Consider the following 22,506-nt stretch of genomic DNA (forward strand, 5'->3'; position numbering starts at 1 on the left):
CTTAGTACCGGTCAGGCATTATTGTGCAACCGCTTCCAGTTCAATTAACGCAAGATCCTTTTTACGTAATACCAGGCTAACGCGTCGGGTTTCAATATGAATAGGGTCGCCAAGCGGCGCCACGCGAACCACATGAAAAGAAGAACCCGGCAGCATCCCAAGGGACAGCAGCTTCTGCCGATACGCCGGACTAATATCGCGGGAGAAACCGGTAATCTTCCACGTACTATCAGGTGTGAATTGCATAGAACCTACTTGTATATCGCTAACCGAAAGAGAGTTTTCCATATGCGCCTTAGATGCAGCGCAAGGGACCATAGCCAACGAAGGATAAAAAATGCTTAACGCACATAATGATAATGAGAATAGTTTTTATCATCAATACATATAATGCGGTCGATTCTTTTTTTAAACAGGAAAGTGAGTATTTGTTGATATTGAGCAAAATCTATTTTGTAACAGGCACAGAGACGCTCATTATTCTTAAAGCCGGAATGTTTAATTAAAGTTTCGTTAGTTAACGAAATGCAAATAATATTCTTATCGACGTAATTCGCGCTTATTAAGAGGTTATAAGAAAATACTCATGCTTGTTTTGCGCAATATGGCGATAAGCAAAGCAGAAACGGCCCCTTAGAAAAAGGGGCCACAATATCATTAGCGTTTTTTACCCATTGCCGCCGCCAGCGCATCCATCATCGCGCTGTTGCCCGCAGGCTGCGCCTCGCGACCGCGAGGTTTGGCGGCCTTCGCCGCCGGACGGTTACCCTGAGGACGTTCGTTACCGCCGCCGCCGCGGCGCGCGTTGCTGTCGCCTGGCTGTTCGTCGAGACGCATAGTCAGCGCGATACGCTTACGCTGCAGGTCGACTTCCATCACTTTGACCTTCACGATATCCCCCGCTTTCACTACCGTATGCGGGTCTTCTACGAACTTATTCGACAGGGAAGAGATATGCACCAGGCCGTCCTGATGAACGCCGATATCAACGAATGCGCCGAAGTTAGTGACGTTGGTGACCGCGCCTTCGAGGATCATCCCCGGCAGCAGGTCGTTCATGGTCTCCACGCCATCGGCGAACTGGGCGGTTTTGAACTCAGGACGCGGATCGCGCCCCGGTTTTTCCAGCTCTTTGATGATGTCGGTAACCGTCGGCACACCGAATTTATCATCGGTGAAATCAACGGCTTTAAGATTGCGCAGCTCGCTGCTGTTGCCCATTAAATCTTTGAGCGCCTGTTGAGTCGCCGCCAGAATACGTTCCACTACCGGATAAGCTTCCGGGTGGACGGTGGAAGCATCCAGCGGGTTGTCGCCGTGGTTAATGCGCAGGAAGCCCGCGCACTGCTCAAAGGCTTTTGGCCCCAGACGGCTGACCTTCAACAGCTGCTGGCGGTTCTGGAACTGGCCGTTCTCGTCGCGCCAGGAGACGATATTCTGCGCCATCATGCGGGTCAAGCCGGCCACGCGGGTGAGCAGCGGGACGGAAGCGGTATTCAGATCGACGCCGACGGCGTTCACGCAGTCTTCCACCACCGCATCCAGCTTACGCGCCAGCTGGGTCTGGCTGACATCATGCTGATACTGGCCAACGCCGATAGATTTGGGGTCGATTTTCACCAGTTCAGCCAGCGGATCCTGGAGACGACGGGCGATAGAAACCGCGCCGCGCAGAGAAACGTCGAGGTCCGGAAACTCCTGCGCCGCCAGCTCGGAGGCGGAATAAACGGATGCGCCCGCTTCGCTGACAATCACCTTCTGGGCGGTCACTTTCGGGAACTGCTTTTGCACGTCGAGGAAGAAACGCTCGGTTTCACGCGAGGCGGTACCGTTACCGATAGCCACCAGCTCTACGTTGTACTTTTCGCACAGCGCGGCAACCGCCACCGCCGCTTTAGCGGCCTGTCCGGTATGCGGGTAGATAGTATCCGTCGCGACCAGTTTGCCGGTACCGTCAACCACGGCGACTTTCACACCGGTGCGCAGGCCCGGGTCAAGGCCCATGGTCGCGCGCAGCCCGGCCGGAGCCGCCATCAGCAGGTCGTGCAGGTTGCGGGCAAAGACGTTAATGGCTTCGTCTTCGGCGCGTTCACGTACGGTGCTCATTAGCTCGGTTTCCAGATGCATCAGCACCTTGATCCGCCACGTCCAGCTCACCACGCCTTTACGCCAGCTGTCCGCCGGGGCGTTATTCAGGCGCAGACCGAGATGGTCAATAATAATTTGTTCACCGTGGCTCTCTTTCGGCGGCTCGTCAAACTGCGGGTCGGCGTTCAAAGAGAGCTGCAGCACGCCTTCGTTACGCCCGCGGAACATCGCCAGCGCGCGGTGCGACGGCACGGTGGAGATCGGTTCATGGTGATCGAAGTAGTCGCGGAATTTCGCGCCTTCCTCTTCTTTACCGCTGACGACGGTCGCTACCAGATGGGCATTTTTCCACAAGTAATCACGTACTTTCGCCAGCAGCCCGGCGTCTTCAGCGAAGCGCTCCATCAGGATATAGCGCGCGCCGTCGAGGGCGGCTTTACTGTCCGCGATACCTTTATCGGCGTCGATATATTTGGCAGCTTCGGTTTCCGGGTCGTGAGACGGTTCGTTCCACAGCAGCTCGGCCAGCGGTTCCAGCCCGGCCTCAATGGCGATCTGTCCGCGGGTGCGGCGCTTCGGCTTATACGGCAGATAGAGGTCTTCAAGCTCGGTCTTACTCAGCGTACCGTTGATGGCTTTTTCCAGCGACTCGGTCAGTTTGCCCTGCTCGCCGATGGACTTCAGGATCGCTTGGCGACGCTCTTCGAGCTCACGCAGATAACCCAGGCGGGTTTCCAGATTACGCAGCTGCGTGTCATCCAGACCGCCGGTGACTTCTTTACGATAGCGTGCGATAAACGGCACGGTGTTCCCTTCATCAAGCAGGCGAACGGCAGCTTCTACCTGTTCGGCCCTGGCCTGAAGTTCACCCGCAATAATGCGGCAGAGCGAATCATTCATCATCGGTTTAATTCATCTTTAGGATCAAAAATCAGGGGGATAGTTATACGGACTGACACGCTAAAATGCCAGCCACGACCAAAGCCTCTCGGAATGTTCCGCACCTATTTAGCTTTGACGTATTCAATTTCGTTCACGTACCAGGCCGCCTCGCCCGCGGGCGTGTTAACGATAGCTAAATCGCCGACCTCTTTTTTCAGCAGCGCGCGCGCCATCGGCGAATCAATGGAGATGTAGTCGTTGCGGCCAAAGATTTCATCGTAGCCGACAATCCGGAAGCGCCGGGTATCGCCCGCATCGTTTTCAATTTCCACCCACGCCCCGAAGAACACTTTGCCCTCCTGCTGCGGTGAATAATCGACGATTTTAAGCTGCTCGAGGCATTTGGTCAGGTAGCGCACCCGGCGGTCGATTTCACGCAGGCGCTTTTTGTTGTACTGATAGTCGGCGTTTTCGCTACGGTCGCCGAGGCTCGCCGCCCAGGTCACTTTTTTGGTGACTTCCGGACGTTCTTCGCGCCACAGGGTGTCCATCTCTTTCTTCAGTTTTTCATACCCTTCACGGGTGATTAGCGGCGTTTTCATCGAAGATTCCGGCTCCTGATTACAGATCTTTGTGCAATGCTGCGCACAATTCGTCGCACGTCATACTAGCAGCAGGATAAATAATGCGTCTTATGCTTAAATGTATACTTAAGCTGCTGTTAAATATGCTTTGTAACAATTTAGCCTGGAATATATACCAGATTTCGCTGGTGGGCGACCCGGGCTTTTTTGAGAATACGTACAGACAATTGCAGTGAACCTTTGGGAGTATAAACAATGCAAGAGAATTATAAGATTCTGGTTGTCGATGACGACATGCGCCTGCGCGCGCTACTCGAGCGTTATCTGACCGAGCAGGGCTTCCAGGTTCGTAGCGTGGCGAACGCTGAACAGATGGATCGCCTGCTGACCCGTGAATCCTTCCACCTGATGGTGCTGGATCTCATGCTGCCGGGCGAAGATGGCCTCTCCATCTGCCGCCGCCTGCGCAGCCAGAGCAACCCGATGCCGATCATTATGGTGACGGCGAAAGGGGAAGAAGTTGACCGTATCGTGGGGCTGGAAATCGGTGCCGACGACTACATCCCAAAACCGTTCAACCCGCGCGAGCTGCTGGCCCGTATCCGCGCCGTGCTGCGCCGCCAGGCCAACGAGCTGCCGGGCGCGCCTTCACAGGAAGAAGCGGTTATCGCCTTTGGTAAGTTCAAGCTGAATCTTGGCACCCGCGAAATGTTCCGCGAAGATGAACCCATGCCGCTGACCAGCGGTGAATTCGCGGTGCTGAAAGCGCTGGTAAGCCATCCGCGCGAACCGCTGTCCCGCGATAAGCTGATGAACCTCGCCCGCGGCCGTGAATATTCGGCCATGGAGCGTTCCATCGACGTGCAAATCTCACGCCTGCGCCGCATGGTGGAAGAAGACCCGGCGCATCCTCGCTATATCCAGACCGTCTGGGGCCTGGGCTACGTTTTCGTTCCGGACGGCTCTAAGGCATGAAACGCGTGCGCTTTTCGCCGCGAAGCTCGTTTGCCCGCACCCTGTTACTGATCGTCACCCTGCTGTTCGCCAGCCTGGTGACGACCTATTTAGTGGTGCTGAATTTCGCGATTCTGCCAAGTCTTCAGCAGTTCAATAAGGTTCTGGCTTACGAAGTTCGTATGCTGATGACCGATAAGCTGCAGCTGGAGGACGGCACCCAACTGGTGGTTCCACCGGCGTTTCGCCGCGAAATTTATCGCGAGCTGGGCATTTCGCTCTATTCCAACGAAGCGGCGGAAGACGCAGGCCTGCGCTGGGCGCAGCATTATGAATTCTTAAGCCAGCAGATGGCGCATCAGCTCGGCGGGCCGACGGAAGTGCGGGTTGAGGTGAACAAAAGCTCCCCTGTCGTCTGGCTGAAAACCTGGCTCTCCCCCAACATCTGGGTGCGCGTACCGCTGACCGAAATCCACCAGGGCGACTTTTCGCCGCTGTTCCGCTACACCCTGGCGATCATGCTGCTGGCGATTGGCGGCGCCTGGCTCTTTATTCGTATTCAGAACCGGCCGCTGGTCGACCTTGAACACGCGGCGCTGCAGGTTGGACGCGGCATTATTCCTCCCCCGCTGCGCGAATACGGCGCGTCGGAAGTGCGTTCGGTGACCCGCGCCTTTAACCATATGGCAGCAGGCGTGAAGCAGTTGGCGGATGACCGTACGCTGCTGATGGCCGGGGTGAGCCACGATTTACGCACTCCGCTGACGCGTATCCGCCTGGCGACCGAGATGATGGGCGAAGAGGACGGTTATCTCGCCGAGTCGATCAATAAAGATATCGAAGAGTGCAACGCCATTATCGAGCAGTTTATCGACTACCTGCGTACCGGTCAGGAGATGCCGGTAGAACTGGTAGACCTTAATGCGGTACTGGGCGAAGTGATTGCGGCGGAAAGCGGCTATGAGCGCGAAATCGACACCGATCTGCAGTCCGGCGAGATCCCGCTGCGCGTGCATCCGCTCTCCATCAAGCGCGCGCTGGCGAATATGGTGGTCAACGCCGCCCGCTACGGCAACGGCTGGATCAAGGTCAGCAGCGGCAGCGAGGGGAACCGTGCCTGGTTCCAGGTAGAAGACGATGGTCCGGGAATTAAACCGGAGCAGCGCGAGCATCTGTTCCAGCCGTTCGTACGCGGCGACAGCGCCCGCACCATAAGCGGAACCGGCCTTGGGCTGGCTATCGTCCAGCGCATTATCGACAACCACAATGGCAAACTGGAACTGGGCTCCAGCGCGCGCGGCGGATTATTGATTCGCGCCTGGCTACCGGTGCCGATGAATCGTACTCTGCCCACGGTAAAACCCACAAAAGAGAGCTAATTCCGCAATCATCCGCTGTCCGCTGGCTGCGGGCCGGAAGCCCGGACAGGTGCGCCAGCGCCGCCTCCTGGGAAAGGACCAAGGCTAATGCTTCGATGCCGTTTTGTTCCCGGCTCGCGCTGCGCTTAGCCGGGCTACAGGGTCCCTCCATCTGCGGGCCGGAAGCCCGGACAGGCGCGCCAGCGCCGCCTCCGGGAAAAGGACCGGCGCTGATACTTCGATGCCGTTTTGTTCCCGGCTCGCGCTGCGCTCAGCCGGGCTACAGGGTCCCGGCCATCTGTGGGTTGATAGCCCGGACAGGCGCGCCAGCGCCGCCTCCGGGAAAAGGACCAAGGCTGATGCTTCGATGCCGTTTTGTTCCCGGCCCGCGCTGCGCTCAGCCGGGCTACAGGGTCCCGGCCATCTGCGGGTTGGTAGCCCGGACAGGCGCGTCAGCGCCGCCTCCGGGAAAAGGACCAAGGCTGATGCTTCGATGCCGTTTTGTTCCCGGCTCGCGCTGCGCTCAGCCGGGCTACAGGGTCCCGGCCATCTGCGAGTTGGTAGCCCGGACAGGTGCGCCAGCGCCGCCTCCGGGAAAAGGACCAAAGCTGATGCTTCGATGCCGTTTTGTTCCCGGCTCGCGCTGCGCTCAGCCGGGCTACAGGGTTCCGGCCATCTGCGAGTTGGTAGCCCGGACAGGCGCGCCAGCGCCGCCTCCGGGGAGTCGCGACTCACACCACACCGGGCAGGAATTAAAACAGCATGGTAGCGCAGCGGTAATCCAGGCGGATCTGCGGTAAACTATCGCTTATCTTGTTTAATTCCCGGAATCACCGAATCCATGCTCAGTTATCGCCACAGCTTTCACGCAGGCAATCACGCCGACGTTCTTAAACATACCGTTCAGAGCCTGATCATTGAATCGCTCAAAGAGAAAGAAAAACCGTTTCTCTATCTGGACACCCACGCCGGCGCAGGCCGCTATCAGCTGAGCAGCGAACACGCCGAGCGTACCGGTGAATATCTCGAAGGCATTGCCCGTATCTGGCAGCAGGATGACCTGCCCGCCGAGCTGGAACCGTACATCTCCGTCGTTCAGCACTTCAACCGCAGCGGCCAGCTGCGCTACTACCCCGGCTCTCCGCTGATTGCCCGCCAACTGCTGCGCGAGCAGGACAGCCTGCAGATGACCGAGCTGCACCCGAGCGATTTCCCGCTGCTGCGCGCTGAGTTCCAGAAAGACGACCGCGCGCGGGTAGAAAAAAGCGATGGCTATCAGCAGCTGAAGTCTAAACTGCCGCCGCTTTCTCGTCGCGGGCTGGTACTGATCGACCCGCCTTACGAAATAAAAAGCGACTACCAGGCGGTCGTCACCGGTATTCATGAAGGCTACAAACGCTTTGCTACCGGCACCTACGCGCTGTGGTATCCGGTGGTGTTACGGGCGCAGATTAAGCGCATGATCAAAGAGTTAGAGGCCACCGGCATTCGCAAAATTTTGCAAATTGAGCTGGCGGTGCGTCCGGATAGCGACCAGCGCGGGATGACCGCCTCCGGAATGATCGTCATCAACCCGCCGTGGAAGCTGGAGCAGCAGATGAACAACGTTCTGCCGTGGCTGCATAAGAAGCTGGTTCCAACCGGCATCGGCCATACAACCGTTAGCTGGATCGTGCCTGAGTAATCGCAGTCATCGGTGGAAACTATTGATTTCAGGTATACAATCGCGCCAATCAGACATTAAGGATAAGACTCATGAGCAAGCATTATGACTATATCGCCATTGGCGGCGGCAGCGGCGGTATCGCCTCCATCAACCGTGCCGCTATGTACGGCCAGAAGTGCGCGCTGATTGAAGCCAAAGACCTGGGCGGCACCTGCGTGAACGTCGGCTGCGTGCCGAAGAAAGTGATGTGGCATGCGGCGCAAATCCGCGAAGCCATCCATCTGTATGGCCCGGATTACGGTTTTGATGCCACCATCAATAATTTCGACTGGGACAAACTGGTCGCCAGCCGTAGCGCCTATATCGACCGTATTCATACCTCCTACGATAACGTGCTGGGCAAAAACAAGGTCGACGTGATTAAAGGCTTCGCCCGTTTTGTCGACGCCAAAACCATCGAAGTGAACGGTGAGACGATTACCGCCGATCATATCCTGATCGCTACCGGCGGGCGCCCGAGCCATCCGAACGTTCCCGGCGTCGAATACGGTATCGACTCCGACGGTTTCTTCGAACTGCCAGCGCTGCCGAAGCGCGTTGCGGTAGTCGGCGCAGGCTATATCGCCGTTGAGCTGGCGGGCGTGATTAACGGCCTGGGCGCAGAGACCCATCTGTTCGTGCGTAAACACGCGCCGCTGCGCAGCTTCGATCCGCTGATCGTTGAAACGCTGGTCGAGGTGATGAACGCTGAAGGCCCACAGCTGCACACCAACGCAATTCCGAAAGCGGTGGTCAAGAATAACGACGGCAGCCTGACTCTGGAGCTGGAGGATGGCCGCAGCCAGACCGTGGATTGCCTGATTTGGGCGATTGGTCGCGAACCGGCAACCGATAACTTCAACCTCGCCGCTACAGGGGTGAAAACTAACGATAAAGGCTATATCGTCGTTGATAAGTTCCAGAATACAAACGTTCCGGGCATTTACGCGGTCGGCGATAATACCGGCGCCGTCGAGCTGACCCCGGTAGCCGTTGCCGCGGGCCGCCGCCTCTCCGAGCGTCTGTTTAACAACAAACCGGACGAGCACCTGGACTACAGCAACATCCCGACGGTGGTCTTCAGCCATCCGCCTATCGGCACCGTCGGCCTGACCGAGCCGCAGGCGCGCGAGCAATACGGCGACGAAGCGGTGAAAGTCTATAAATCCTCTTTCACCGCCATGTATACCGCCGTGACTTCACACCGCCAGCCGTGCCGTATGAAGCTGGTGTGCGTCGGCCCGGAAGAGAAAATTGTCGGCATTCACGGTATCGGCTTCGGTATGGATGAGATGCTGCAAGGCTTCGCGGTGGCGCTGAAGATGGGCGCAACCAAGAAAGACTTCGACAATACCGTGGCGATTCACCCAACCGCAGCGGAAGAGTTTGTGACGATGCGTTAAGGCGTTTGTCAGCGATGGCCTGCTGTTAAAAAGAAGCTCTCCGGAGCTTCTTTTTTTATCGCTACGCTACGCCATTATTGCCGTGGCGTTTGAACGCCGGGCGCTGATTCAGCGCCATATACCAGCGCTCAACCTCAGCCATTTCCGGATGCGCGAAGGGCGTCATTTTCCAGCGATGCACCGACAGTCCAAGCACAATATCCGCGAGCGTAAACTGGCTGCCGGCAACCCATGCCCCGGTTTGCTGAAGCTGCGCATTGACGATCTGCACGCAGCGGGTCCAGGCGGCAATACTCTCTTTGATAGCCGTCGGATCCTGAAAACGCGGGTCCTTGCGCACCAGCCCCATAAAAGCGTAGCGCCAGGCAGTATTGAACTCCGTCGCCTGCCAGTCCATCCAGTGCTCAACCTCAGCGGCAGCCTGAGGCGCTACGGGCAGCAGGTCTTCTCGTCCCGCTTTGCGCGCCAGGTAACGGCAGATGCTATTCGACTCCCACAGCACAAAGTCATCATCCAGCAGTACCGGAACCAGGCTGTTTGGGTTAAGGGCGCGAAATTCCGGGGTCTCAATTGATTGAAACCCGCTGCCGTAATCTTCCTGCTGGTACTCCAGTCCCGCTTCTTCGCAAGTCCACAGCACTTTACGAACGTTAATTGATGAGCGTTTGCCCAGTATTTTTATCATTGTCAGCAATTCCTCAATCAAAAAGATGGTTGTTTCACAATACTGCATCGGCGGCTCATATACCCCCGGATAATGTGTATAGTGGATTGCAGGATTTTTCTCCAGAACAGGTTATCCGACATGTTGACCTCTTTTAACGTTTTAACCCCGGGCAATATCCGCTTTGGGCGCGGTCTTGCTCAAAGCGCCGCTCCCTGGCTCGCCGGACGCTCCGCACACATCCTGTTGGTTCACGGTGCCAGCCTGAAACGCGCGGAGTTTTTGTTAGCCGAACTCCACGCTCACCAGCTGCACGTCTCCACGCTCTCTATCGCCCATGAACCCTGCCTGCAGGATATTGAACGGGGCGTCCGCCTGGCGCGGGAAAAAGGTATCGGAGCGGTCGTCAGCCTCGGCGGCGGCGCGGTGATTGACGCGGGCAAAGCCATTGCGGCGCTGGTTCCGGCCCAGGGACCCGCTATCGACTATCTGGAAGTCGTGGGGAGCGGGCGCGTGTTAGAAGCTAACCCGCTGCCGTTTGTCGCCATTCCCACCACCGCCGGCACCGGTGCGGAAGTCACAAAGAACGCGGTGATCAACGTGCCCGAGCAGCAGCGCAAAGTCAGCCTGCGCGATGACCGCATGCTGCCGGACCTGGCGATTGTCGACCCGTCGCTCACCGACGGCGCGCCGCGCGCGGTTACCCTCGCCTCCGGTCTGGATGCCATCACCCAGGTGATTGAGCCGTGGCTGTGCACCCGCGCCAATCCTTTTACCGACGCTCTCTGTCGGGAGGCGATCCCGCGCGGTATTAAAGCGCTCAGAACGCTGATGGAAAAAGAGTGTGCGGATAGCCGCGACGAGATGGCGTGGGTTAGCCTGTGCGGCGGGCTGGCGCTGGCCAACGCCGGACTTGGCGTAATTCATGGTCTGGCTGGCCCACTGGGGGGGCTGAGCAATGCCGCCCACGGCGCGCTTTGCGGCAGTCTGCTCCCTTTCGGTCTGGCGCTTAATGAAACACAGATTAGCGACGCGAAAATTCGTCAGCGTTTTACTGATGTACGCCAGTGGCTAGCCGTTGGGTTAGACGTCGCTCCGAACAGCGCCTGGGAGGGCCTGCGCGAGTGGAGCCAGCGCGCCGGTCTGGGTAATCTGCGCGATCTCGGCGTTCCCCGAGCTGCGCTGGAACCGGCGGCCCTCGCCGCCAGCAGCTCATCTTCAATGAAGGCTAACCCGGCCACGCTAACCAGCGAACAGCTGCTGGAGATGCTGGAAGCGGCGTGGGAATAATCGCTGATTACGCAGCGCGCGTGGAAATTTAGATTTTGTTGCAAAACGAAATCTCCGAATTTTTTAGCGTAATACGAAGCGGTTAAACCGGTTTTACAGCGGTAGCTCAATGACTTAAAGCTCTATCCCGGAAATTATCGTTAAGGATAAAGCGTGATCTACCGCACACTTCTCTTTTCGTTTCCCGCTGCGAATGTCTAAGCTTAATAGACAGGCCGGGCGCGCCCGGCATCCTCTATTGACGAAATCCGAAGGTCCGAATCACTATGTTCAGCCAGAAATTACGCAACGCTGATGACGATGAGCTACGGATCGAAGACGATCCGTGCTACGAAGCCGATCCGTATGAGTTAAAGCTGGATGAAATGTTAGACGCCGAACCCGAACCGGAGATCATTGAAGGTCTACCCGCCTCGGATGCCCTGACGCCTGCCGATCGCTATCTGGAACTGTTCGCTCACGTGCAGAAATCAGGCATTTTTGCCGATAGCAAAACCTTTCCCGACTGCGCGCCGAAACAGGATCCGCTGGATATTTTGATTCACTACCGTCGCGTAAGGCGCACCCCTGGATTCGACTTACGCCAGTTCGTTGAAGATCACTTCTGGCTACCGGATAGTCGCGCCGAAGATTACGTCTCCGATCCCAACCGATCGTTGAAGGAGCATATCGATAATCTCTGGCCAGTTCTGACCCGCGAGCCGCAGGATCATATTCCCTGGTCTTCGCTGCTGGCGCTGCCGCAGTCGTATATTGTTCCCGGCGGCCGTTTCAGCGAAACCTACTACTGGGATTCTTACTTCACCATGCTGGGGCTGGCGGAAAGCGGACGCGAAGACCTGCTGAAATGCATGGCCGATAACTTCGCGTGGATGATCGAAATCTACGGCCATATTCCTAACGGCAACCGCACCTATTATCTCAGCCGTTCGCAGCCGCCGGTTTTTGCTCTGATGGTCGAACTGTTTGAGGAAGACGGCATTCGCGGCGCCAAACGGTATCTCGATCACCTGCAGATGGAGTACAGCTTCTGGATGGATGGCGCGGAATCGCTGATCCCTAATCAGGCCTATCGCCGGGTAGTGCGTATGCCGGACGGCTCGCTGCTGAACCGCTACTGGGACGATCGCGATACGCCACGCGATGAGTCGTGGCGGGAGGATGTAGAAACGGCGAAGCATTCCGGGCGGCCGCCGAATGAGGTTTATCGAGACCTGCGCGCCGGGGCGGAGTCCGGCTGGGACTATTCCAGCCGCTGGCTGCGTGATATTACCCGGCTGGCGAGTATTCGCACCACCCAGTTTATCCCCATTGATTTGAACGCCTTCCTGTTCAAACTCGAGCACACCATCGCTAATCTCTCCGGCCTGAAGGGCGATCGGGAAACGGAGGCCGCTTTTCGCCAGAAGGCCAACGACCGCCGGGCGGCGGTGACCCGCTACCTGTGGGATGAGGAAGGCGGCTGTTTTCGCGATTACGACTGGCGCCGCGAGCAGCTGGCGCTGTTCTCCGCCGCCAGCATCGTCACGCTTTATGTCGGTATGGCGACCCATGAACAGGCCGACAGGCTTGCCGATGCGGTACGCGCCCGCCTGCTCACTCCCGGAGGGATCATGGCGACCGAATATGAAAGCGGCGAGCAGTGGGACAAACCCAACGGCTGGGCGCCGTTACAGTGGATGGCGGTGCAGGGCTTTAAAATGTACGGCCAGGATCCGCTGGGCGATGAGATAGCCCACAGCTGGCTGCAAACGGTTCACCATTTCTACAAACGTCACTATAAGCTGATTGAAAAGTACCATATTGCCAGCGCGACTCCGCTTGAGGGCGGCGGCGGCGAATATCCCCTGCAGGATGGATTCGGCTGGACCAACGGCGTCGTGCGTCGACTGATTGGTCTCTACGGTGAGCCATTGTAAAAGCGCACTATTCCCGAAGTCGATGTCCTGCTATGTTCATGGGCATCGACTTTCGCCGGAAGCCCCGCTATGCCAGAACTTATCACTCAGCGCCTGCGCTGTTCCCCGCTGCAGCTTGATGACTGGCCCTTTTTTCTGGCCCTGCAGCAGGACCCTCAGGTGATGCTCTACGTCGCGGATCCTCGTCCGGTGGCTGAAATTCGCGCGGCTTTCGATTCGCGCCTTCCCGCCTGGTCGCCGGGCGCTTCCCACTGGCTATGTCTGGTCGTGCGCGACCGGAAAACCCACGCCCCCCTGGGACTCACCGGATATGTGCATCACGCCGTCGATAGCGCTGAAGCAGGGTTTCTCTTCGCTCCCCAGGCGCAGGGTAAGGGTTATGGCTACGAATCGCTGCGCGCGCTCTGCGATTACGCGTTCTCCACGGGCGGCATCCGTCGACTCACGGCGACGGTCACCGCGGGCAATATGGCATCAAAAAAGCTGCTGCAAAAGGTCGGTTTTCATCAGGAAGGCGAGCTACGCGAATGCTACTGGCTCAACGGGCGCTGGCACAACGACTGGTTATTTGGTCTGCTGCACCGCGACTACAAACAGCCAGGATAATCTGCCCAATAAGAGGCGCTTATCCTTTTCTCTCCACTATGGGCCAGCCAAAGAGAGAGAAATACCTATTCCCGATGACACCGCCGCTCTTCTGCACTACCAGAGAGAGCGGCGGTGCGTGCGCAAAATTTAAAGCCCGAACGGCCTACGTTACGCTGAGGTCATTAAACAACCTCGCCGCCTGTGTGCGATTTTTCACATCCAGACGACGGTACAGCGACTCAAGATGAGTCTTCACCGTCCCCGCGCTAATATTTAACGTACGGCTAATCTCTTTATTTGAGTCTCCCGCTGCCAGCAGCTGCAATATCTCACGCTGGCGCTGGCTCAAATAAACCCATTTATTATCCCGCAGTTTCATCGTCATCAGCCAATCCCCCGGCAAACAGAGCGAGCCAGTCAGGAGACTGTTGATTGCCTGCGCGAAAGTTTGCAAACTTTCTTCGCGTTGAATAACGGCCCGCACGTTGTAAGACAGCGCACGCTGTAGCCAGCTCTTATTATCGTCAGAGACAACCAGCAGAACCTGAGATTGCGGGAAGCGCAGCTGTTTCTCCTGCAATAACCAACAGCAAAACTCACTCGGCATATCACCATCCAGAAGGATCGGCGCCTGCGGATACGCCGAGAGCTTCAGCCAGAGCTGTTCAGCCTGACAGGTGCCAAAAATATTAACTTCAGGAATGTATTGCTGCAGGCCAACTTTCATTCCGTGAATAAATACTGGCTGCCTGTCAAACATCATGATTTGCATGGATTTCTCTCCATCAAAAAAATGGCCAATAGAACGAGGGCGGAGGAAAATATCAGCCAGAAAAAAGAACTCGCTGTTTGGTCAGCGCATTTTACCGATAGAGAGGATTAACTAAATATCAAAACAATGAATAGTTACATGGCCTGTTGGCGCCATTACTCATTCACAATATTTATTACATTTAACTTAAGGAAATCCTTAGTAAAACGGGTAATGGTAAATGGAGAAAGTCCGTTGCGGAGAGGTTAACGCGTTAAATGCGTTAGCCTCTTCGTCATCTCTGGACGAACGTGGATTACAAGAACATCCCGCCTGAAACTTCTACCCGCTGAGCGTTCATCCAGCGCAGATCATCGCTGAGCAGCGCGGCGATGGCATCGCCAATATCATCCGGAAGACCGACTCTTCCCAGCACCGTTTGCGCGGCAATATGCTGATTAACCTGCGCGTTGTCCCGCACCACGCCGCCGCCAAAATCCGTTTCAATCGCGCCCGGAGCGATGATATTGACCGAAATCCCGCGCGCGCCCAGCTCCTTCGCCTGATAGCGCGTCAGCACCTCCATAGCGCCTTTCATTGAAGCGTAGGCCGCATAGCCCGGCAGGGCAAAACGCGCCAGACCGCTGGAAACATTAAGGATCCGCCCCCCATCCTGTAATAACGGCAGCAGGCGTTGGGTCAGGAAAAACGGCCCCTTAAACTGGATATTCAGCAGTTCGTCAAACTGTGCTTCGCTGGTTTCAGCAAAGGGAACATTCAGCCCGATTCCGGCATTGTTCAATAAGTAGTCGAAGGTATTGCGCTTCCAGCGCTGTTGAAGTAGTACCGCAACAGTCTGCGCAAAATGTTCAAAGCTGCCCACATCGCCGACGTTTAAAGGTAATGCTGCAGCTTTTACGCCTGTTCGTTCAATTTCGGCCACAACTTCCAGCGCTGCCTGCTGGTTGCTGTGCCAGGTCAGAATAATATCGGTTCCCTTCGCCGCCAGCTTCAATGCGGCATTTTTTCCCAGCCCACGGCTACCACCGGTGACTAAAGCGATACGTTGTGTCATCAGAAAACCCCTTCATGATTACGTTTGCATGGTTTACGAGCTTATTAGCTGCTATAAAAACAATAAATATGGCTAATTACGTTTTACTGTTTCCTTCAGAACAACAATAGGCCTTCGCGATGGATAAAATTCACGCAATGCAGCTGTTTATTAGGGTAGCGGAACTGGAAAGTTTTTCCCGTGCCGCAGACACCCTCGGCCTGCCGAAAGGGAGCGTATCGCGTCAGGTTCAGGCGCTGGAGAGCCATCTTGGCGCTCGCCTGCTGCACCGAACAACCCGCCGGGTGCAGCTGACTCAGGACGGTATGGTCTACTACGAACGCGCCAGAGACCTGCTCAGCAACCTTGAGGAACTGGACGGTATGTTTCAGCTTGATCCCTCCAGCATTAGCGGGCGTTTACGGGTCGACATGCCTGTCGGAGTAGCGAAAAAGCTGGTCATTCCGCAGCTGCCGGCATTTCTCCAGCAGTATCCCGGCATTGAGCTGGAGCTCAGCAGCAGCGACAGATTGGTCGATGTGGTCCGCGAGGGCTTTGACTGCGTGGTCCGCGTCGGCGCCCTGAAAGATTCCGGGCTGATCGCGCGGCCGCTGGGTAAGCTGACGCAAATTAACTGCGCCAGCCCGCACTACCTGACGCGTTTCGGCTACCCGCAGTCGCTGGACGATCTGGCCGATCATGCCCTGATCCACTATGCAAGCAACCTCGGCGTACGTCCGCTGGGTTTTGAAGTGGTCAGCGATGGCGCGGTTCGTTGGATCAAAACCGGCGGCGTGCTTACGGTTAATAGCACCGAAACCTATCAGGCGTCGTGTCTGGCAGGGCTGGGGATTATTCAGGTACCGCGGGTGGGCGTACGTGAAAGGCTGCGCACCGGCGAGCTGATAGAAATTCTGCCCCACTACCGCGCCGAACCGCTGCCGGTTTCCTTAATCTATCCGCATCGACGCAATCTCTCGCGCCGGATACATCTGTTTATGGAGTGGCTGGGCGGGCTAATGAAAAACTACGTTGATTAGTCCGAATGATGAAAATTCTGTATTTGAAATAGTGCCAATATTTTCTGTCGGACGGCCGCCAATGCCTTAGCAAAAATAAAAAACCAATAATATCAAATAATTGATATTTATCTTCACGTCCATACAAGCGAAGCGCCGCCGGAAAATTGCCGAAGGTGACGATTCAACCACCATCTGATTCATCCCCCTGGAGCCCCGAAAATGCCTCATCAGGGATTTTACGTATATAATTTTGATGAATATCGCTGTAAAAAAGGAAGAAATAATTTATGACGCCGGAAAACGACGTTCAACGCCCAGCCGAGGATCCGGTCCAGCAGCCGGATAAAAACAAAAGCACCATGGCTGCGATAAATGATTCTGCCGTGGCGAAAAAAGCCAATCAGGCGCTGAAAAGCGTCACCGGAACGGCGGAAAAAGTCCAGCGTAACCCCATTATTGCGCACCTCATTCGTGCCGCAGAGCGCTTCAACGACAGGCTCGGTAATCAGTTTGGCGCAGCCATCACCTACTTCTCGTTTTTATCCATGATCCCAATTCTGATGGTCTCTTTCGCGGCCGCCGGTTTTGTTCTGGCTTCGCATCCCACGCTGCTACAGGACATCTTCGATAAAATCCTGCTCAACGTTAGCGATCCGACGCTGGCGGCTACGCTGAAAAATACCATTAACACGGCCGTACAGCAGCGCACTACCGTTGGTATCGTTGGTCTGCTGGTGGCGCTCTATTCCGGAATTAACTGGATGGGCAACCTGCGCGAAGCTATACGCGCCCAGTCGCGCGACGTCTGGGAACGCACGCCGCAGGATCAGGAGAAAATTTGGGTGAAGTATTTCCGCGACTTTATCTCCCTGATTGGGCTGCTGGTTGCGCTGGTGATCACCTTGTCGATTACATCAATCGCCGGTTCGGCCCAGCAGATGATCATTTCGGCGCTCTACCTCGATGCTATTGAGTGGCTGAAACCGGCGTGGCGGATGATTGGCCTGGCCATTTCCATCTTCGCCAACTACCTGCTGTTTTTCTGGATTTTCTGGCGCCTGCCGCGCCACCGCCCGCGCCGTAAGGCGCTGATTCGCGGTACCCTGATTGCAGCCGTTGGCTTTGAAATAATTAAGATCATCATGACCTGGACGCTTCCGGCGCTGGTGAAGTCTCCGTCCGGAGCGGCGTTCGGATCGGTGCTGGGCATAATGGCCTTCTTCTATTTCTTCGCCCGCCTCACGCTTTTCTGCGCCGCGTGGATTGCCACCGCCGAATACAAAGACGATCGCCGGATGCCGGGTAAAGCCCACAACTAAACCATCATTGGGCTGAATAAAAGACGCAATATTCAGCCCAACCGGGCATTTCAGCATATAAATCCAACATGTAACTTTTATTTAACCTAAATCTGGTTTTATCTTCCATTATTTTAATTATGTGAAGCATTTCATAGAAGTTATTCTTCCGGCACAGAAATTATTCACTTTTTGCCTGTTTTTTAGCCTTTACCTCCCCTTGTTACAGATTGAAATGTCCCCAAGGCTGTGGCTATATGGCCTTTCGTTCGCAAAAAATAAGAAAGATCTATGCAAGCCACAGCCACCACACTCGACAACGCGCAGGAAACCGTACCGGTTAACTCACGCAATAAAGTCGTCGTCGCCTCACTCATTGGTACCGCCATTGAGTTCTTCGACTTCTATATCTATGCCACCGCGGCGGTTATCGTATTTCCGCACATTTTCTTCCCCCAGGGCGATCCTGCTGCCGCGACGCTACAATCGCTGGCGACCTTCGCTATCGCCTTTATTGCCCGCCCTATCGGCTCCGCAGTATTCGGCCACTTCGGTGACCGCGTAGGTCGTAAAGCGACCCTGGTAGCATCGCTGCTGACTATGGGCATCTCCACCGTGGTTATCGGCCTGCTGCCTGGCTATGAGACTATCGGGATTATGGCTCCGGTGCTGCTGGCGCTGGCGCGCTTCGGCCAGGGGCTCGGCCTTGGCGGTGAGTGGGGAGGTGCAGCGCTGCTGGCGACGGAAAACGCCCCGCCGCGCAAACGCGCGCTGTATGGCTCTTTTCCACAGCTGGGCGCACCCATTGGCTTTTTCTTCGCCAACGGCACCTTCCTGCTGCTTTCCTGGCTGCTGACCGACCAGCAGTTTATGGAATGGGGCTGGCGCCTGCCGTTTATCTTCTCCGCCGTGCTGGTCATTATTGGCCTGTACGTTCGCGTTTCACTGCATGAATCGCCGGTGTTCGCTAAGGTTGCCGCCGCGAAGAAGCAGGTGAAAATCCCGTTAGGTACGCTGCTGACCAAACACGTTCGCGTTACCGTGCTCGGCACCTTTATCATGCTGGCGACCTACACGCTGTTTTACATCATGACCGTCTACTCCATGACCTTCAGCACCGCCGCCGCGCCGGTTGGCCTCGGCATGCCGCGCAACGAAGTGCTGTGGATGCTAATGATGGCGGTCATTGGTTTTGGCGTGATGGTGCCGGTTGCTGGTCTGCTGGCGGATGCCTTCGGTCGTCGTAAGAGCATGGTCGTTATCACGACCCTGATTATCCTCTTTGCGCTGTTTGCCTTTAAACCTCTGCTCGGTTCCGGTAATCCGCTGCTGGTCTTTGCCTTCCTGCTGATTGGCCTGAGCCTGATGGGGCTGACCTTTGGCCCAATGGGCGCGCTGCTGCCGGAGCTGTTCCCGACCGAAGTTCGCTACACCGGCGCATCGTTCTCCTACAACGTCTCGTCGATCCTCGGCGCTTCCGTGGCGCCGTATATCGCCGCCTGGCTGCAGGGTAACTACGGCTTGCCTGCGGTTGGTCTCTACCTCGCCGCCATGGCAGGGCTGACGATGATTGCGCTGCTGCTTACTCACGAAACGCGCCATCAGTCGCTGTAATACTCCGCAATCTCCCCTGGCCATCCGGCCAGGGGAGACCTCTTCCCGACTATTTTTTCATCTGCGACAATATTGCCCGGCACTGATTCGCCTCGCCTTCGGCAGGTGATATCAGCGCCAGCAGCGCTGCGGCCGGCGTCACCAGCGTCGCCAGCGCTGCCGCCACCGCGCCGCGCGCAATAAGCGGTCCCGCCTTCACGCCAGCGTTCGGCGACTTAAAGCTGCCGCGCACGTACAGCGGCGAACGCAGAGTGATAATGCGAAAACCCTTACTTTCCGGATCGATTGTCAAATCCAGCTGCTCCGACGCGAAGCTGGCGGTGCCGGTAACGTTGATCAGCGCATTTTCCGTATCAAAAGCAAACACCTGCGGCCTGGCGACGCCGTTAACCACGTCGATATTTGCCGCCGCGCAGTTCACCCGCACCTCGTCATCGCCAAATATCTGCCCGATGATATAGTTCCCGACGTTCAGACCAAGGATTTCCATCAGGTTACGGCTGATAAGGCCGTCGTTCATCAGCAGCTTCAGATTGCCGTTGCTGTTGCCCAGCAGAGCGGCGACGGAGTTACCGGTACCGCGAAGCTGCACATCGCCGTTCATCTCACCGAGCGTTTTCTGCATCATCTCTACGTCTGGCATCAGCGCTTTCAGCTTCAGACGGCGCGCCTGCAGGTTTGCCGTCCCCTGCAGCGGTTTTTTATCCCCCTCAAGATGAATGCTGCCGGCAATGGTGCCGTTGGCCAGCCCCAGACGCAGCGGCTGCAGACGCAGGTCGCCTCGCTCAAGTATCACGTGGGTGGAGAGGTCGCTGATGGGCAGCGTGCCGCCGTGTTCAATGCGCCGCCCTTTAAAACGTACATCGGCATCCATCACCTGCCACTTGTCGGTTTCAAAGCGGTCATAAGGCAGTACTTTTCCCGCGGGCTGCGGGGAGGACTCCCCTTTGCGTCGTTCGGTCTGGCTTCCTTTTCCGCCTGAGTCGACGCCGATTAACGGCCCTAAATCCGCCAGTCTTAGCTGTCTGGACTCCATATCGCCTTCGAGCTTAGGCCGGGGTTTACCGGTGGTGTAGGTCAGCGAGCCGTGGATATCGCTCTCACCGATGCGGCCATTAAAATCCTGATAGCTGAAGCGTGATCCGGCCTTATCCTTGAACGTGGCCCGCAGATGGCCGTCGGTCGAAAATGCCGGGGTATCCGGCAACAGCACGCCGGTCAGATCGTACAGATCGCCCAGCGAGTCTCCGGAAAACTTGAGGCGTAGATCGACGCCGCCAAGGTTAAGCGGGTCGTTAACCGTACCGGTAAAAGCAACCCGGGTATTGCCGGAACGAAAATCTCCCTGCAGCGGGAACGGCGTACCTTCGCTGCGCAGCGCCAGCATGCCGCCGATTTTTCCGCTCCCGGAGAGCGACTGGCCGTTGTAGCTCCCTTTCGCCTGCAGGCCAAAAACATAATCCCCCACTTTCTGCGCCTGCCCCTTGCCCTTCACGCCGGTCACTTCGCTAAACGCCAGCGGCTTACCGAGCGGATCGACCAAAATTGTCACATCAGCGCGCGTCACTTTGTCATCGATAGCAATCTTGCCGCGATCAAACAGAATATTGTCGAGACGGAAAGACCAGCTGGAAGGCTGCGCAGTTTTCTCCTCTGGGTTGCTCGAAGCGAGGTCGAAAGTCCAGTTGTTGGTCTTCTCCGACAAACGAATCAATCGCGCGTCAGGCTGTTCAAGCTTTATCCACGGCAGGTAGACCGTTTTGCTGAGCAGCGCCAGCGGAGCGAGCGTCGCCTCGACGCGCGGCAGGTGGACCATGGTTACCTGCGGGATATCAGGAGGGTTGCCGAGGACAATATCTTCGGCGTGAACGTGCGGCCAGGGTATCCAGCTGCGCCAGCCGCTTTCGCCGGGCTGGCGTTCCCAGACGACGCCCAGATCGCCACGAATAGCAAACGGGCGGTTTAGCTCGGCCGAAACTTTTTGGTTAATCGTCGGCTTCAGGCGGTTCCAGTCAAAGGTCGCCAGCACGATAAAAAACACCACAATCAGTAACACTATCGTTCCAGCAACAATAGCTACGGTTTTACGGGTTCTGCTCATCCCTTCTGCACTCCTTTAGCATCTCGTCAGTCCTGAATATAGTTGAGAAACGCCGGGTGCTCCGCCGAATGAGGTTTTCGTCACATAATCCGCCTCAGGTCAAAAAAATAATGGAACGTTGTTTTAATATCATTGACCATAAAAGCGGCCCGGCGCACACTAGGGTTAATATTGATTTCATTTCAGGTCACCACTATGTCTAAGAAAATTGCCGTCATTGGCGAATGCATGATTGAGCTGTCAGAAAAAGACGCGGCGGTAAATCGCGGCTTCGGCGGCGATACCTTAAACACTTCCGTCTACATTGCCCGCCAGGCCGATACCAGCGCTCTTAGCGTGCACTACGTTACCGCGTTAGGAACGGATACGTTCAGCCAGCAAATGCTCGAATCCTGGCAAGGCGAAAACGTTCAGACAGACCTGATTCAGCGCATGGCCGACCGTTTACCGGGCCTGTACTACATCGAAACCGACGAGACCGGCGAGCGTACCTTCTACTACTGGCGTAATGAAGCCGCGGCGAAGTTCTGGCTGGAGAGCGAGCGGTCTGCGGCCATTTGCGAAGAGCTGGCGACCTTTGACTATCTTTATCTCAGCGGTATTAGCCTGGCGATCCTGAGCCCAACCAGCCGTGAGAAACTACTGACTCTGTTGAGGGAATGCCGGGCAAACGGCGGCAAGGTTATCTTTGATAACAACTATCGCCCGCGCCTGTGGAGCAGCAAAGAAGAGACGCAGCGGGTTTATCAGCAGATGCTGAGCTGCACCGATATCGCGTTCCTTACACTCGACGATGAAGATGCGCTGTGGGGCGAGAAGCCAGTTGAGGAAGTGATTGCCCGCACGCACGCCGCGGGCGTTGAAGAAGTGGTGGTCAAGCGCGGCGCAGACTCCTGCCTGGTGGCGATTGCCGGACAGCCGCAGCTGGAAATCCCGGCCGTGAAGCTGCCAAAAGAAAAAGTCGTGGATACGACTGCAGCGGGCGATTCATTCAGCGCGGGCTACCTGGCCGTGCGCCTGACCGGCGGCGATGCCGAAGCTGCGGCAAAACGCGGCCACCTGACCGCCAGCACGGTAATCCAGTATCGCGGCGCAATTATTCCGCGCGAGGCGATGCCGCAGTAATTTCGATGGAGTTACGCCCGCCGGAGTGAATCCCGGCTTGCGCTGCGCTTAGCCGGGCTACGGGTTTACCGCCATCTGCGGGCCGGTAGACCGGAGAAGGCTCGCC

General features: G+C 56.6%; 19 protein-coding genes. 12 read left to right on the top strand and 7 right to left on the bottom strand.

Annotation, left to right across the window (positions count from 1 at the left end; translation table 11 throughout):
- Positions 1 to 18: 18 nt before the first annotated feature.
- The 3 genes from feoA to greB all read right to left on the bottom strand — a co-directional run bounded on the left by feoA (position 19) and on the right by greB (position 3,572).
- Positions 19 to 246, bottom strand: coding sequence for a ferrous iron transporter A (feoA, locus tag GJ746_RS23945; RefSeq protein ID WP_154682393.1), 228 nt, complete (start codon positions 244 to 246; stop codon positions 19 to 21).
- 411 nt (positions 247 to 657) lie between these two features.
- Positions 658 to 2,991 carry a Tex family protein gene (locus GJ746_RS23950; RefSeq protein ID WP_154682394.1) on the bottom strand — a complete coding sequence of 778 codons (2,334 nt, stop codon included), beginning with the start codon at positions 2,989 to 2,991 and terminating at the stop codon, positions 658 to 660.
- 101 nt (positions 2,992 to 3,092) lie between these two features.
- Complete coding sequence (greB, locus tag GJ746_RS23955; protein WP_154682395.1) at positions 3,093 to 3,572, bottom strand: transcription elongation factor GreB; 480 nt, start codon at positions 3,570 to 3,572, stop codon at positions 3,093 to 3,095.
- Positions 3,573 to 3,809: 237 nt separating this feature from the next.
- On the opposite strand from greB, the gene ompR reads away from it, so the two are divergent.
- The 5 genes from ompR (at position 3,810) to gorA (ending at position 8,974) form a co-directional block, all read left to right on the top strand.
- Entirely contained in the window at positions 3,810 to 4,529 is a 720-nt protein-coding gene (gene ompR / locus GJ746_RS23960) for a two-component system response regulator OmpR (RefSeq protein WP_001157751.1), read from the top strand.
- Positions 4,526 to 5,887: a two-component system sensor histidine kinase EnvZ gene (gene envZ / locus GJ746_RS23965; protein ID WP_154682396.1), complete on the top strand. Its 1,362-nt coding sequence runs from the start codon at positions 4,526 to 4,528 to the stop codon at positions 5,885 to 5,887. Before ompR ends, envZ begins: the two co-directional genes overlap by 4 nt.
- A 220-nt stretch (positions 5,888 to 6,107) precedes the next feature.
- On the top strand, positions 6,108 to 6,635 hold the full coding sequence (locus GJ746_RS23970; protein ID WP_154682397.1) for a hypothetical protein: 528 nt from the start codon (positions 6,108 to 6,110) through the stop codon (positions 6,633 to 6,635).
- 72 nt (positions 6,636 to 6,707) lie between these two features.
- Positions 6,708 to 7,550: a 23S rRNA (adenine(2030)-N(6))-methyltransferase RlmJ gene (locus GJ746_RS23975; protein WP_154682398.1), complete on the top strand. Its 843-nt coding sequence runs from the start codon at positions 6,708 to 6,710 to the stop codon at positions 7,548 to 7,550.
- A gap of 71 nt (positions 7,551 to 7,621) precedes the next feature.
- Positions 7,622 to 8,974 (top strand): glutathione-disulfide reductase, encoded by a 1,353-nt coding sequence (gorA, locus tag GJ746_RS23980; RefSeq protein ID WP_154682399.1) that lies wholly within the window; start codon positions 7,622 to 7,624, stop codon positions 8,972 to 8,974.
- Positions 8,975 to 9,035: 61 nt separating this feature from the next.
- Here the strand turns inward: gorA and GJ746_RS23985 are convergent, their stop codons facing one another.
- Positions 9,036 to 9,659 (bottom strand): glutathione S-transferase family protein, encoded by a 624-nt coding sequence (locus tag GJ746_RS23985; RefSeq protein ID WP_154682400.1) that lies wholly within the window; start codon positions 9,657 to 9,659, stop codon positions 9,036 to 9,038.
- 120 nt (positions 9,660 to 9,779) lie between these two features.
- Here GJ746_RS23985 and GJ746_RS23990 point away from each other — a divergent pair, with 120 nt between their 5' ends.
- The 3 genes from GJ746_RS23990 to GJ746_RS24000 all read left to right on the top strand — a co-directional run bounded on the left by GJ746_RS23990 (position 9,780) and on the right by GJ746_RS24000 (position 13,453).
- Positions 9,780 to 10,928 (top strand): iron-containing alcohol dehydrogenase, encoded by a 1,149-nt coding sequence (locus tag GJ746_RS23990; protein ID WP_154682401.1) that lies wholly within the window; start codon positions 9,780 to 9,782, stop codon positions 10,926 to 10,928.
- A gap of 266 nt (positions 10,929 to 11,194) precedes the next feature.
- Positions 11,195 to 12,847 carry an alpha,alpha-trehalase gene (locus GJ746_RS23995; protein WP_154682402.1) on the top strand — a complete coding sequence of 551 codons (1,653 nt, stop codon included), beginning with the start codon at positions 11,195 to 11,197 and terminating at the stop codon, positions 12,845 to 12,847.
- A gap of 69 nt (positions 12,848 to 12,916) precedes the next feature.
- On the top strand, positions 12,917 to 13,453 hold the full coding sequence (locus GJ746_RS24000; RefSeq protein WP_154682403.1) for a GNAT family N-acetyltransferase: 537 nt from the start codon (positions 12,917 to 12,919) through the stop codon (positions 13,451 to 13,453).
- Between the two features lie 145 nt (positions 13,454 to 13,598).
- On the opposite strand, the gene GJ746_RS24005 is transcribed toward GJ746_RS24000, so the two are convergent.
- Positions 13,599 to 14,207 carry a response regulator transcription factor gene (locus GJ746_RS24005; protein WP_154682404.1) on the bottom strand — a complete coding sequence of 203 codons (609 nt, stop codon included), beginning with the start codon at positions 14,205 to 14,207 and terminating at the stop codon, positions 13,599 to 13,601.
- Between the two features lie 295 nt (positions 14,208 to 14,502).
- Positions 14,503 to 15,261, bottom strand: a complete 759-nt coding sequence (locus tag GJ746_RS24010) for an SDR family NAD(P)-dependent oxidoreductase (RefSeq protein ID WP_154682405.1) — start codon at positions 15,259 to 15,261, stop codon at positions 14,503 to 14,505.
- A 119-nt stretch (positions 15,262 to 15,380) separates the two neighbouring features.
- Here GJ746_RS24010 and GJ746_RS24015 point away from each other — a divergent pair, with 119 nt between their 5' ends.
- From GJ746_RS24015 to GJ746_RS24025, 3 genes are all read left to right on the top strand, one after another.
- Complete coding sequence (locus GJ746_RS24015; protein WP_154682406.1) at positions 15,381 to 16,280, top strand: LysR family transcriptional regulator; 900 nt, start codon at positions 15,381 to 15,383, stop codon at positions 16,278 to 16,280.
- A gap of 269 nt (positions 16,281 to 16,549) precedes the next feature.
- Positions 16,550 to 17,581, top strand: coding sequence for an inner membrane protein YhjD (gene yhjD, locus GJ746_RS24020; RefSeq protein WP_154682407.1), 1,032 nt, complete (start codon positions 16,550 to 16,552; stop codon positions 17,579 to 17,581).
- A gap of 270 nt (positions 17,582 to 17,851) precedes the next feature.
- Positions 17,852 to 19,174 carry an MFS transporter gene (locus tag GJ746_RS24025; RefSeq protein WP_154682408.1) on the top strand — a complete coding sequence of 441 codons (1,323 nt, stop codon included), beginning with the start codon at positions 17,852 to 17,854 and terminating at the stop codon, positions 19,172 to 19,174.
- Between the two features lie 49 nt (positions 19,175 to 19,223).
- On the opposite strand, the gene GJ746_RS24030 is transcribed toward GJ746_RS24025, so the two are convergent.
- A complete protein-coding gene (locus tag GJ746_RS24030; protein WP_154682409.1) occupies positions 19,224 to 21,275 on the bottom strand; it encodes an AsmA family protein in 2,052 nt (683 codons plus the stop codon).
- A gap of 195 nt (positions 21,276 to 21,470) precedes the next feature.
- Between GJ746_RS24030 and GJ746_RS24035 the strand changes: the two genes are divergently transcribed.
- On the top strand, positions 21,471 to 22,400 hold the full coding sequence (locus GJ746_RS24035; RefSeq protein ID WP_154682410.1) for a sugar kinase: 930 nt from the start codon (positions 21,471 to 21,473) through the stop codon (positions 22,398 to 22,400).
- Positions 22,401 to 22,506 lie beyond the last annotated feature (106 nt).

Source organism: Klebsiella oxytoca, from assembly GCF_009707385.1.
In the GTDB taxonomy this organism is placed as follows: Bacteria; Pseudomonadota; Gammaproteobacteria; order Enterobacterales; family Enterobacteriaceae; genus Klebsiella; species Klebsiella oxytoca_C.